Source organism: Tumebacillus lacus (assembly GCF_026410385.1).
GTDB classification, from domain to species: Bacteria; Bacillota; Bacilli; order Tumebacillales; family Tumebacillaceae; genus Tumebacillus; species Tumebacillus lacus.
In genome coordinates this window covers 647,330-660,072 of the sequence record NZ_JAPMLT010000001.1, presented here as the reverse complement: position 1 = coordinate 660,072, position 12,743 = coordinate 647,330, and the positions used below count along the sequence as shown (strand labels likewise).

The following is a 12,743-nucleotide window of genomic DNA, read 5'->3' as shown; positions in this document are numbered from 1 at the left end:
TTGACAAGCCATATAACGATATGTTTATATGACTATGTTGGCGGGAACAGTTTTTCTTTGAAATGGGTATTCTATGCGTGTGTTTTCTGACGTGTTGGACAGAGAGGGTGTGAATCACCTATGACTACAATGGCTTGGCTTGCCATACTTTTATTTGTCATCACGCTCGTGTTTGTGATCTGGCAGCCGAAAGGGCTGTCCATCGGCTGGTCTGCGTCCGGCGGTGCGGTGCTGGCGTTGCTGTTCGGGGTGGTGAGCCTTGGGGATGTGTGGACGGTGACGGGGATCGTGTGGAATGCGACGCTGGCATTTGTCGCGATCATCCTGATCTCGCTCTTGCTCGATGAGATCGGCTTCTTTGAATGGTCGGCTCTGCATATGGCGCGATTGGCGCGCGGCAACGGGCGGCTGATGTTTGTGTACGTCGTGCTGCTCGGGGCGGCGGTGGCCGCTCTGTTTGCGAACGACGGGGCGGCGTTGATCCTGACGCCCATCGTGTTGGCGCAGGTGCGGGCATTGAAATTCTCGGATAAGATGATCTTTCCGTTTATCTTGGCGAGCGGCTTTATCGCGGATACGGCATCGCTGCCGCTCGTGGTCAGCAACCTCGTCAACATCGTGTCGGCCGACTACTTTGACATCGGATTCCTGGAGTATGCCTCCCGGATGATCGTGCCCAATCTGTTCTCGGTGGCAGCGAGTCTCGCGGTGCTGTATCTGTTCTTCGGCAAGGGCATCCCGAAAACGTATGATCTCGCTCAATTGAAACAGCCTCGCGAGGCGATCAAAGACGAGCGGTTGTTCCGGTTTTCCTGGGCGATCCTCGCCGTCCTGCTCGTCGGCTATCTGTTCAGCGAAACGTTCGGCATCCCGGTCTCGGCGGTGGCCGGCGTGGCGGCTCTCGTCTTTTTGGTCGCTGCTCGCCCCTACAGACGCGTCGTCAAAGAGGCGCCGTGGGCGGTGGTCGTATTTTCCATCGGCATGTACGTGGTCGTCTACGGCCTGCGCAACGCCGGGCTGACCGACCTGTTGGCACAGGTGATCCAAGCGGCGGCCGATCAAGGTCTGTTCGTCGCAACGCTCGCAATGGGCTTCCTCGCGGCGGTGCTGTCGTCCGTCATGAACAACATGCCGACCGTGATGATCGACGCGCTGGCGATCCAAAGCACGACGGCGACCGGCCCGGTGCGGGAAGCGCTGATCTACGCCAACGTCATCGGCAGCGACCTCGGGCCGAAAATCACGCCGATCGGCTCGCTCGCGACCCTGCTCTGGCTCCACGTGCTCTCCCGCAAAGGCGTGGTGATCTCGTGGGGGCAGTATTTTAAGACGGGGATCGTGCTGACCGTTCCGACGCTGTTGATCACGCTGGTCGGATTGTATCTGTGGTTGAGCGTGATCGCCTAAACAAAGAAGACCAACGGAGATGAACCTCGTCCGTTGGTCTTTTCATTTGTCCCTGTACAAATCCACATACAGGGACTTGTCTGCGTTGATCTGCCCCAAAAAAACGTCGTCGACGGTGAGCCGCTTGTTCTCCAATTCCCGCTCGACCCACGTCCGGTCGAGGCCGATGCGGGCGAGCGCTTTCGGCAACAGGGTGCCGTCCATGATGACGGTGGTCGGTTCGTTGTGCGGACGGACATTCAGGTGGATGTCCTTTGGGGTGAGCGGCATGAGTTGCGGTTTGAGACGGACGCTGATCCGACCGTTCGATTCCATGATCGCGAAGTCGACGTCGCCGATCTGGAAGGCGTTTTTCAGCCGCAGATGTTCGAGCAGTTCATCGGTGGTCAAGTGCTCCTTTGCCAAATTTTGCTCCAGCACTTTGCCATCCTGGATCAGCACAGTGTTTTTGCCTTCGACGAAGTTACGAAACCACTTGCTCTTCATTGACAGCCACGAAACCGAGTAGGGGATGGCCGCATAGACGCCGATGGCGACCAACCCGTTTACATAGTGGCTTTCCAAATCATAAGCCAGCGCGGCGGCGATGCTGCCGATGGTGATGCCGACTGTGTATTCGAAGAACGTCATCTGTGACAGTTGGCGTTTGCCGATCAGCCGGGTCACGGCAAAGAGCAAGATCAGAGAGACGGTGGAGCGAATCAACAGGGCGGGCATGTTGTGCATGGGCAGTTCCTTCTTCCTCGTTGCTTATTTCGCCGGGTCTTTGCGGGTGACGATGTTGATCGTCCGGCTGTCCTCGACCCAGTACACTTTCGCCCCGAGCGACTCGGAGACCGCTCGGATCGGCAGATACGGTTCGCTCCCGTACAGAAGCACCGGGGAGGGCAGTTTGACAAATTTGCCGTTCATCCGCAACCACAGGGCGCCGATGCGGGTGCGCAGCTGGCGGATTGTCTCCGGGCCGTAGAGCTGTCGGAGTTGATCGGCAGCGACATAGACGGTTCCGTTTTCGTAGAGGAGCCCGGCGTGCAGTTGCTTGGGCTTGCCGTCGAGGAGCAGGGTGGGGTTCATGTCTCCTTGTACGAGCAGCGGGATGAATTTGCCAAACAGGGCGTGCGAGATCTGTTCGGCGATGCGGGTGTGGCCTTCATTGTTCGGGTGAATGTCGTTTTGTTTCAGGTTGACGTATTCGTTTTCGTGCTTTAAAAACAGCGACGCGGTCGGCACGACGCTGGCGTCATGCTGGTTGGCGGCGGCCGCGAGCGATTCGTTGACCCAGATCACCCATTCGGCGAGCTGCGCGTGGCGGGCGTCGTCGACGGGAAACGGATTGTAGACTTCGAGGACGAACAGGCGGGCGTCTTCGTTCAATTGGCGGACGTCTGTCAGGATCTTTTCGATGTTCTCTTCATACTTGGTCAGCGCCTCGCGCATTTTCGCGACGTCGCCCGGGCTTTGGTGGTCGGTCCAGATGATGTCGTTGCCGCCGACGGAGAGCGTGATCAGGTCGGCTTTTTTGATCGTCTGGCTCAACTCAGGCCAGTGTTCGAGCAAAAAGAGAAACTGACCGGAGGTAAGTCCCGGGATGCCGAGGTTGTGCAGGTCGGAACTGCCGCGCAACAGCAGTTGGCGATGCAGGTGCGAGACGTAGCCGTTCAGCCGCGACCCGTTGACGGGCGGCGATCCCCATCCGGCGGAGACGGAGTCACCGATGGCGACGTAGGTCACGTGTTCAGGCAGGACGCTGCCCATGTGCGCGTGCGCCGGACTGAGTCCTGCGAGCAGCAGGCACAGGCAGAGGAGCAGAGCGCGAACGAACACTTCGCATCACCTCCGGGCTTTGAGTCTCGAAAACCATTCATCGAGCGAGAGATAGACGACAGGGACGAGCACCAGCGTGATCAACGTCGAGAAGGTCAGGCCAAACAGCACGACGGTGGCGAGCGGGGCTTGGATCTCCGCTCCTTCGCCGTAGCCGAGCGACGCGGGCAGGAGTCCGAGCACGGTCGCGCCGGCTGTCATCAGGATCGGGCGCAGACGGACGGGACCTGCCTCCAGCACCGCCTCGACGCGGTCCAGTCCCCGGCGGCGCAGGCGGTTGATGTAGTCGACGAGGATGATCGCGTTGTTGACGACGATGCCGACCAGCACGATCAGGCCGATAAACGCGCCGACACCGAGCGACCGCCCCGTCACCAGCAGGCCGAACACGACACCGATCACGGTGACCGGGACGGAGAACATGATCACGAGCGGGTGGAAAAATGACTCGAACTGTGCCGCCATCACCATGTAGACGAGGATGACGGCGAGGACGAGCGCACCTTGCAATTTGGTAAAGGCGTCGGACATCTGCTCCGACTCGCCGCCGTACTCGATGGAATAGCCGGCGGGCAGCGTCACGTTTTGTCCGAGCCGCTGGCGGATGTCATCCATGACGTGGCCGAGGCTTCTGCCTTGGTAGTCGGCTTCGACGGTCATCTCGCGCAGGTTGTTGTAGCGGGAGATCTGAGCCGGTCCGGTTGCCATGTTCAACCGGGCGACCGTGTCGAGGGCGACGTTGCCGCCCAGCGGCGAGAGGAGCTGCAGGTGGCGCAGTCGCTCGACGGAGCTGCGCATGTCGGGCGGAATGGTGACGCGCACGTCGAGCTCCCGGCCTTTGCTGCGGTAGCGGGTGACGGTCTGCCCCTGCACCAACTGGTGGATCTGAGCGGCGATCTGCGCGTGGGAGAGCCCGTAGGAGAGTGCCTTTTCCCGGTCGACGGTGACGCGCAGTTCTTGGGTGAGAGCTTCGCGGGCGGCCGATGCTTCGCGCACGCCTTCGACAGCGGAGATCTCCTGCTCGGTCTGCCGGGCGAGCGTACGCAGAAGCTCCGGGTCGTCGCCGCGCAGCCGGATCTGGATCGGGCGTCCTGCTCCGCCGCCGAACTGGTCGCCGGAGACTTGCACGGCGATGCGGGCGGCCGGGATGTCGCGCAGGCGAGCCCGAATGTCATCGGCGACCGCAGCGGTGGTGCGGTCGCGGGCGGTGCGCAGTTGGACGTTCAGCACCGCTTTTTGCGTTTGGATGCCCGCTGTCGGGTTGAATAAATTGCCGCCGCCGATGGTGACAAACGTGGTTTCGATCTCCGGCACCTGCCCAAGCCGCGCTTCCGCATCGGCGACGCGCTGCGAGGTGTGCAAAAGCGGCGTGCCCGGCGGCAGGTCGAGGTTGATCTGGATCGCCCCTTGGTCGCCTTTGGGCATGAATTCTTTGCCGAGAAACGGATAGGCGGCCGCAGACAGCGCGAGCAGGAGCAAGGTGGTGAAGTAGACCGTTTTGCGACGGTTCACCGCCCGGTGGAGGAGGCGGGCGTAGAGACGGCCGAGGCGACCGAGCGTCTCCTCCTTGGCGGTCTCTTCCTTCGCCAGTTCCGTCTGGTCCGTTTTCATCTGCTTGTCCCCGCGCAGAAAATAGTAGGCGAACATCGGCACGAGCAGCAAGGCGCTGAACAGCGACGCCAGATGGGAAAACGTGACGGTGAGCGCCAACGGTTTGAACAGTTGCGCAGCGAGCCCGGAGACGAAGATGATCGGCGAAAAGACGACGACCGATGCAAACGCGGCCGCTGTGACGGCGAGCGAGACTTCGCTGGAGCCGTCGAGCACCGCCTCCCGCAACGGACGTCCGAGCTGGCGATGGCGGAAAATATTTTCCAAGATGACGACGGCGGTGTCGACCATCGCCCCGACGCCGAGGGCGAGACCGCCCATCGTCAGCATGTTCACCGTCATCCCGGCAAAGTACACCATGATGAACGTGGCGATGATCGAGATCGGGATTGCCAAGGAGATGACGAGCGTGCTTCGCCAGCTTTTCAAGAACAGGCGCAGGATCAGCACCGCAAACAGGCCGCCGAGCAGCATGTCGCGGGTGAGGGTGCGCACCGACATGATGATAAAGTCGGCTTGGTCAAACAGCGGCGTGATCTGCACGTTGTCCGGCAGATCTTTTTTTAAGTCGTCCAACGCCTGTTCGACACCTCGGGAGACTTGGACGGTGTTGGCGTCCGACAGTTTTTGAATCGAGAGCGACACGCCGGGATGACCGTTCATTCGCGAGAGGTGACCGGCGTTGTCGGTCACCTCTGCCACGGTGGCGACGTCGCGCAGGTGGAAGCGGTTCCCCTGCGGCGAGGCCAAGGGCAGGGTCCGGATCGTCTCCAGATCAGGATAGTGGCCTTGGATCAGGATCGCCATGTCGCGGCCAGCCTCGCGCACGGAGCCGCCGGAGAGGGTGAGATTTTCAGCGGCGAGCAGTTTGCTCAGTTGATCGAGCGTCAAGCCGCGCGATTGCAGGGCCAGCGGGTTGACGGTGATCTCGATGACCTGGGTGCTGCCGCCGGTGACCTGAACGGCAGCGACGCCTTCGACCCGCTCCAGACGGCGCTTGATCGTCTCGTCGGCGAGCAGGTCGAGCTCGTTCAGGTCGCGGCCGCCCGTCATGCCGAGCTGTACGACCGGCAGCAAATTGGGATCGAAGCGCAGCACGGTCGGCGCTTGCGTGCCGGCGGGAAGCAGCGGCCGGATGTAGTCTACTTTTTCCCGCATCTGCAAGGTGGCAAAGTCCATGTCGGTGCCCCAGTCAAACTCGACGAGGATCAAGACGCCGCCGCTGCGGGTGACGGAGGAGATGTTTTTGACGTTGTTGGCGGTGCCGAGGATCTCCTCCAGCGGACGGGTGATCATGTTTTCCAGCACTTCCGGGCCGCTGCCGGGGCTTTGCAAGGTGACGGCGGCGATCGGGAAGGTCATGCGGGGAAACAGTTCGACCGGCAGTTTAAACAGGGAGACGCCGCCGAGGATGACGAGGGCGACGATGATCATCGCCGCGGCGACCGGGCGTTTGACAGACAGCTCGGACAGCCTCATGAGACGGGCTCCCCCTCGGTTTTGGTCACATTCAAGGCGGCGCCCGCCTGCACGCGGTCTGCGCCTTCGAGGACGACGAGGTCTCCGGCAGCCAGCCCGGACTTGATCTCGGCGAGGTGGCCGTTGTCATAGCCGGTGGTGACGCGCGCCGATTCGGCGGTGCCGTCTTTGATCCGCAGAACGAACGCACCTTTCTCATCGTGCAGGATCGCCGCTTTCGGGAGGACGAGCACGTTTTTGTGCGGATCGAGCGTGACGGTCGCCTCGCCGATCATGCCCGGTTTGAAGCGTTTGTCCGGATTGGGCAGGTCGGTGCGGGCGGTGAAGGAATGGGTCTGCGGTTGCAGGGCGGGCGAGACTTCGAGCAAGCGGGCTTCGACCGCAGCTTCCCGGCCGACCGACACGGCGGCCGCTTGTCCCGGTGCGAGCCGTGCTTGTTGGTTGGGATCGACGTAGATCTCAAACTCGACCTGCGGCAGGTTGCCGACGCTGTACAGGGGCAGACCCGGCGCGGCAGGTGAGCCGGGCGCGGCGTTTGCCGCCAGCACGACGCCGTCGAGGGGCGAGGTGAGACGGCCGGCGCGCACCTGCGCTTCGGCGAGTTGCACCGCTTGGCGGGCCTGGGCGATCTGGCCCTGCATGCTCTGGAGCAGGGGAGCGCGCAAGGCGGCGAGTCCGCCGGAGATCGCTTGCTCGCTCTGCAGGCGGGCCAATTGGGTCTGCAACTCGGTGAGTTGGCGCAACGAAGTCAGCAGAGCGGCGGGATCGGGAAGCGATTTGCCGGTCGCGTACCGGCTCAGTTGGTCGGTCTGCCGCTTGATCTCCCGCTCCAGACCCGCGATCCGGTCCTTGTCTGCCGGGTCTGACGGCAGGGCGGTCATTTGGCGATATTGGGCTTCCATCGCTTGCAACGCTTGGCGGGCCTGTTGCAATTGCTCCTCGCCTTGCCCGGTCTCCAGCGTGGCGAGGAGTTGTCCTTTCTGCACGGAGTCGCCGGTGTGCACGTATACTTGGCCGACCTTGCCGGGCAGGGTCGCGCTGACCTGCGCTTCTTCCGCCGCCACGACGCGGCCGGGCAAGAGCAGCGTCTCCGGCAGATCTTGCGCGCGAATCTGATAGGCGGTCACCGGCACACCGGCCGTCTCGCCGCCGCCGTTTGGCGCGGCATTTGCGCAACCGGTCAGGACGAGACAGAGCAGCAGCCGGCCAATCAGTCTTTGTCGCATCGGCTCGCCTCCTCACGAAACATTTTCCAATGGTGGAATTAGTGTGGGCGCACCGCCAATTTTTTATGAGCGCCGTGGGAGGACAAGTGTCTAGCTCAGAATCATAATAAGATAAGAATTGTGCAGGAATCGTGAAAAAATAAGAGGAGGGGGGAGGTGATGGCGGTAAACGGGGGAAAAAGGCGTTGAATGGCGGATAAAGGCATGATATATTTTCCTTAACGAACGACAACATTCGACATACATTCGACATGTCCACCACTTTTGCTCTCAAATTAGTCTTAGATCTTATCTCGTTCTACATCTAGATTTGAGCGGCAAGTACATACCAAGTACGCCTTACTGCAGAATCGACTGCGGTAGGGCGTACTTTTATTTCGCCACTTTTATCAATCGTTGCGCCCAAAAGGCAAGGCCGCCGCCGCCGAGGATCATCACGAGGTCGAGCGCGAGGCGGATCAAGACGGGGGTCATGGGAGTGAGGCCGAAGCCGGGGTGGCGGAAGAGGTGCACGAGCAGGGCGAGGAGCACGATCGCCGACACAGCAAAGGCCGCGCCGTACAGCCCGCGCAGGCCGAAGATGAGAAAAAAGAAAAATCCGAGCCCGAAGGTCGCGATCAGATGCGGCTGCTCGGCCGTCTGCGAGACCGACAGATTGGTGATCAGGTACGCGGTGAACACCGCCCACGCGAGCATCCACTTTTTCATGGACAGATTCCTCCCTTTGTCCCATTGTATGCGGGGCTGTCACGAATTACGACGAGCTTGGACGAACAGGACTCCGGCACTTTACGTGCCGGGGTTTTTTGTCGTGTCGTCTCGCAACCTATCACATTTTGGGGCTTGAGGTCGATGCGAGGAATCTAGCATAATGATAGTATCTAGCTGGTAGACTGATTGACAGTTTGGAAGGGGACCTAGGAGAATGAGGAAGAGATGGCTGACGGGATTGATCTGCGGGATTCTTGCTATGTCCTCGCTCACTGCGCCGCCGGCGGAAGCGGCGGCGAAAAAATTTAACATGTCGTATCTGTACTTCGGCAAGACGAGCTCGTATGTCGGGCAGGTGGACCGCACGAAAGGGTCGCTGAACGTCGTGTCGCCGAATTATTTTGATTTGAATGAAGACGGCTCGCTGAAGATCACGTGGAAACTGGAGCGTTCGTTTATCGACGAGATGCACAAACGCGGGATCAAAGTCGTACCGTACGTGACCTCGCACTGGAAACTCGACATCGGCCGCAATGCGATGGCCAATCGGGACAAGCTCTCCACGGAGATCGCCAACGCGGTCAACCAATACAACCTCGACGGCATCAACGTCGACATCGAAGGCATGACCGAGACGGAGCGCGATGCGCACACCGATTTCGTCCGCCTGCTGCGCGAAAAGATGCCGGGCAAAGAAGTGTCGGTCGCGGTCGCAGCCAATCCGAACGGCTGGACGAAGGGCTGGCACGGCTCGTACGACTATGGCAAACTGGCGCAATATGCCGACTATCTGATGGTGATGGCATATGACGAAGCATGGGCGGGCGACCCGACGGCAGGACCTGTGGCGAGCATCGGCTTTGTCGAGCGTTCGATCCAGTACGCGCTCAAACAAGGGGTGCCGAACTCCAAGATCGTGCTCGGCCTGCCGTTCTATGGCCGCCTGTGGAAATCGGACGGTACTTTCAAAGGAGCCGGCGTGTCGAACGTGCGCGTCCCGACCGTTCTAAACAAATACGGTGCGAACGTGGTGTTTGACGGGGCGACGCAATCGCCAAAAGCTACCTTTACCGTCAAAGAAAGCGATGAAAAGCTCACGGTCGGCTACAACACGCTGACGGCGGGCAACTATGAGCTCTGGTGGGAAGACGAGCGCTCCCTGAAGGCGAAACTGCGTCTCGTGCAGAAATACGACCTGAAAGGCGCCGGTTCCTGGTCGCTCGATCAGGAAGAAGCGTCGATGTGGAATTATTTCAGCCTGTGGCTGAACGGGCTGTATTTCACCGACGCGCAAACGCACTGGGCGAACAGCGAGATCCTGGCGATGGTCGACAAAGGCTGGATGCTCGGTACATCGAGCACGACCTTTGCCCCGGAGACAGCTCTGACCCGCGCGCAGGCGGCGGTGATCCTCGTGCGGGCGATGGGGCTGCAGGGCGTGACCCCGACGGAGACGGCGAAGTTCTGGGACGTTCCGGCGAACCATTGGGCAGGAAAAGAGATCGATCTCGCCAAGCAATACGGCTTTATCAACGGGGCGGGCGACAACGTGTTTGCTCCGGAGCGTGAAGTCAGCCGTGAGGAGATCTCGGCGATGCTGGCCCGCATCCTCGACCTGACCGCGCCGACCGACGGGCAGACGCCGTTTGCCGACGTCGACCCGAACCGCTGGTCGTATGCATCGATCCTGGCGATGAAGGAAAACGGCGTGATCAACGGTTATGAAGACGCGACATTCCGTCCGTTCAACCACACGACCCGCGCCCAGATGGCGACGCTGATGTCCCGCATCGCGACGCAACTCGAAGCAAAGAGTGTGAAATAAACAGGTGTCAGCCCCGGTCTCCGTGCAGAGATCGGGGCTGTTTCATTTCAACGGGAGGCAAAGACCGATGGATTCGATCCTTTCCCAGACGAAAACTGAATACATCTAGAGGGGATGGATCTCTGTGAGCGCACAGCGTTCGTTTCGTTTTTTATGGATCGGTCAGACGCTCGCCAATCTGGGCGATGTCTTCTATGTCATTGCGATCATCAGCGCGGTGTATGCGGTGACGGGATCGGCGAAGTAGATGGCGCTGGTGCCGTATGTCGGGTGGATGGGCGTTTGTGAGGAGAAACCACGTGAGGATGTGATCTTTTTTGACGAAAAAGATTCTGTGGTTGCTTGCGGCCATCGCGGTGGTTGTGTTCGGGTATTGGCAGATCGAGAGGGTTCAGGAGACTGATCGGCAGGATATCGGGAATCAAATGGTCATGTTCGTCCGTGGAGCCGAAAAAGCAGTCGACCGGGCGATCCGGTCCGGGGCGGGCAAAGGGGAAGAGTTGCCGCATCTGCAGATAGCGTTCGCTCATTTGCAAGATGCAAAACGGATGATGGTGGAGTTGGATCACGAGACGTAGAGAATGCCCATGGTGACCGAACTGCTCGACCTGTACAGCCAACTGTTGCCGAGTTTGGAACGCCGTCAGAAAGATGGAGAAGATGTCGCCGTACAACTCTCGCAAGTCCGCCATGATCTGGATGTGATCGCCAGCTCGCTTTCTCCCATGGGGGTCGCGTACTGGGACCAAGCGACACTCGGTCCTGAGTGGAAAAAGATCGTCGATCGGCTCACCTGCGAGGAAGTGCTGAACGTCTACCAGGTGGATGTGCCGCCTGAGTGGTATTCTTGGACCGTTGTCCTTGATACCCGCCGTCACACACCCGCATAGGATAAGGCAAGAGAAGTGCGGGAAAGGAGCGGAGAGTTGGATGCCCAAACTGGAGGCACTGCGCTGGGTACCGAAGCTCTTGAATGCCTATATCGACGCGAAAGTCGAGTACGAGACCAACCGCCGTCTGCAGGAGCAGAGCGGCGAAGAGACAAAGCCGTCCGACGAATCGGCCGATCTGCCGCTGCGACCGGCGAAAAAGCACCGACCGCGCTTGCAAAAGCACACGAGGCGTACAGCAGGCAAGAAAAAGGCGGTCACCTCTCCCGCACGCACGTTTGCCGAACCGGGATCGGTCTGGCTGGCGAAAGGGACGGCGCTGCCGGTCGGCAAGCAACGCCAGATGGACCGGCTGGAAATGCTCCGTCAGCAAGTGGCGCACCTGCAAAAGCAACTCGACCGCGAGTTGCAACTGTTGCGCAAACGGGTGTAAATCATAAAAGGGCAAGGCTCCTCAGCAGGAAGCCTTGCCCTTTTTTTATTTCGCCGCTTCGTTGCGCCTCATCTCCGGTCGTCTGCCGTATGTCAGCGTCCTCCAGACCCATTCCATCGGGCCGAATCGGAAAGTTCTGAGCCAAAAGACACTGAAAACGACGAGTGCGGAGTAGATCAAAAGGCTCAAGATCAGACCTTTGGCCGGACCGACTTGGTTGTACAGACCGAAGCCGTAGTGGTAGAAGATCGTCGTGCAGATCAGCGACGAAAGCAAGTAGTTGCTTAACGCCATACGCCCGACGAACGAGATCGGCCGCAAGAGGCGTTGCCAACCGGCATGCTGAAGGAGCAGGAGCACCGACGTCACGTAGAACATGCACCCGGCCGGATCACTGATGCGCACGCCGAGGCGGTAGAAATAATACGTCCACATGCTCTGAAACTGCAACCCGCGCTGCTGCTCCAGATAACCGCCGATCAGCGCGAGGATCAAGGAACCGATCCAAACGCCCCACAGGAACGCGCGGTGGAGGTGCGGCTGGTGAAACACACCTTTGCGCACCGCATACACGCCAAACAGGAACATCGCCAGCAACACCGGAAACGAAGCCCACCAAGCGAACGAATAGCCGTACATCACATCGAGATACCGCTGGTGCACCATGTCGAGATAGGTGCCTTTTGCGTAGGCGTTCTCGGCGAGCCTGATCATGCCGGGGGCGTGGAAGAACATCCCCCAATTCATTTGCTTCCAGATCCATTGAGAGTACTGGAAAAAGTTCAACACGTAAAAGATCGGGCTCGCCACCAGCAGAAACAGCGCGCTGCCCATCACGATTTTCTGTGAGGCTTTGCGAAAGAGCACGAGGACAAATCCGAGGATCGCGTATTCGACCAAGATGTCACCGTACCAGATCAAAAAGGCGTGAATCAAGCCGATGCCAAGCAGAACGCTCATCCGACGCAAAAACAGCATCACGGCCGATGTGCCTTTTTGCATTGCCCGGTCGAGAAAGATCACCATGCCGATCCCGAACAGGAAGGAAAACATCGTGTAAAACTTGCCCGCAAAAAACACCTCGATCAGCCAACGCACCAAACTGTCGGCCGCACCGGGCCAGTTTTGTGCGCGATACGGAGCGTCGTAGGAATGAGCGGAGTTGAAGAACGCCATGTTGACGATGAGGATGCCCAGTATCGCAACACCGCGAATGACGTCAAGCGAACCGATGCGGTCCTCCAGCTGGATCGGGGTGACATCGACGTGTTTGTTCAATTGGGGAACCCCCTTGTCTTCTCTCTATTTGACAGAATAGACACACAATTTGTCAAGGG

Annotated in this window: 12 protein-coding genes; 6 read left to right on the top strand and 6 right to left on the bottom strand. The window is 59.7% G+C overall.

What is annotated here, in order from left to right; all coding sequences use genetic code 11:
- Window positions 1–129: 129 nt before the first annotated feature.
- On the top strand, window positions 130–1,407 hold the full coding sequence (locus tag OS242_RS03305) for an arsenic transporter (RefSeq protein ID WP_267150421.1): 1,278 nt from the start codon (window positions 130–132) through the stop codon (window positions 1,405–1,407).
- Window positions 1,408–1,449: 42 nt separating this feature from the next.
- On the opposite strand, the gene OS242_RS03300 is transcribed toward OS242_RS03305, so the two are convergent.
- The 5 genes from OS242_RS03300 to OS242_RS03280 form a co-directional block, all read right to left on the bottom strand.
- Window positions 1,450–2,133: a DUF421 domain-containing protein gene (locus OS242_RS03300; protein ID WP_267150218.1), complete on the bottom strand. Its 684-nt coding sequence runs from the start codon at window positions 2,131–2,133 to the stop codon at window positions 1,450–1,452.
- A gap of 24 nt (window positions 2,134–2,157) precedes the next feature.
- Window positions 2,158–3,231: a GDSL-type esterase/lipase family protein gene (locus OS242_RS03295; protein ID WP_267150217.1), complete on the bottom strand. Its 1,074-nt coding sequence runs from the start codon at window positions 3,229–3,231 to the stop codon at window positions 2,158–2,160.
- A 6-nt stretch (window positions 3,232–3,237) separates the two neighbouring features.
- Window positions 3,238–6,321, bottom strand: a complete 3,084-nt coding sequence (locus OS242_RS03290; protein ID WP_267150216.1) for an efflux RND transporter permease subunit — start codon at window positions 6,319–6,321, stop codon at window positions 3,238–3,240.
- Complete coding sequence (locus OS242_RS03285) at window positions 6,318–7,547, bottom strand: efflux RND transporter periplasmic adaptor subunit (protein WP_267150215.1); 1,230 nt, start codon at window positions 7,545–7,547, stop codon at window positions 6,318–6,320. Before OS242_RS03285 ends, OS242_RS03290 begins: the two co-directional genes overlap by 4 nt.
- A 372-nt stretch (window positions 7,548–7,919) precedes the next feature.
- Window positions 7,920–8,255 carry a hypothetical protein gene (locus OS242_RS03280; protein ID WP_267150214.1) on the bottom strand — a complete coding sequence of 112 codons (336 nt, stop codon included), beginning with the start codon at window positions 8,253–8,255 and terminating at the stop codon, window positions 7,920–7,922.
- Between the two features lie 217 nt (window positions 8,256–8,472).
- On the opposite strand from OS242_RS03280, the gene OS242_RS03275 reads away from it, so the two are divergent.
- The 5 genes from OS242_RS03275 (at window position 8,473) to OS242_RS03255 (ending at window position 11,406) form a co-directional block, all read left to right on the top strand.
- Window positions 8,473–10,083 carry a glycosyl hydrolase family 18 protein gene (locus OS242_RS03275; protein WP_267150213.1) on the top strand — a complete coding sequence of 537 codons (1,611 nt, stop codon included), beginning with the start codon at window positions 8,473–8,475 and terminating at the stop codon, window positions 10,081–10,083.
- A gap of 124 nt (window positions 10,084–10,207) precedes the next feature.
- Complete coding sequence (locus OS242_RS03270) at window positions 10,208–10,330, top strand: hypothetical protein (protein WP_267150212.1); 123 nt, start codon at window positions 10,208–10,210, stop codon at window positions 10,328–10,330.
- Between the two features lie 70 nt (window positions 10,331–10,400).
- A complete protein-coding gene (locus OS242_RS03265; protein ID WP_267150211.1) occupies window positions 10,401–10,661 on the top strand; it encodes a hypothetical protein in 261 nt (86 codons plus the stop codon).
- A 3-nt stretch (window positions 10,662–10,664) separates the two neighbouring features.
- Complete coding sequence (locus OS242_RS03260; protein WP_267150210.1) at window positions 10,665–10,973, top strand: hypothetical protein; 309 nt, start codon at window positions 10,665–10,667, stop codon at window positions 10,971–10,973.
- 40 nt (window positions 10,974–11,013) lie between these two features.
- Window positions 11,014–11,406, top strand: coding sequence for a hypothetical protein (locus OS242_RS03255; protein WP_267150209.1), 393 nt, complete (start codon window positions 11,014–11,016; stop codon window positions 11,404–11,406).
- Window positions 11,407–11,451: 45 nt separating this feature from the next.
- Here OS242_RS03255 and OS242_RS03250 read toward each other — a convergent pair whose 3' ends face one another.
- Window positions 11,452–12,684, bottom strand: a complete 1,233-nt coding sequence (locus tag OS242_RS03250) for a DUF418 domain-containing protein (protein ID WP_267150208.1) — start codon at window positions 12,682–12,684, stop codon at window positions 11,452–11,454.
- Window positions 12,685–12,743: the final 59 nt, after the last annotated feature.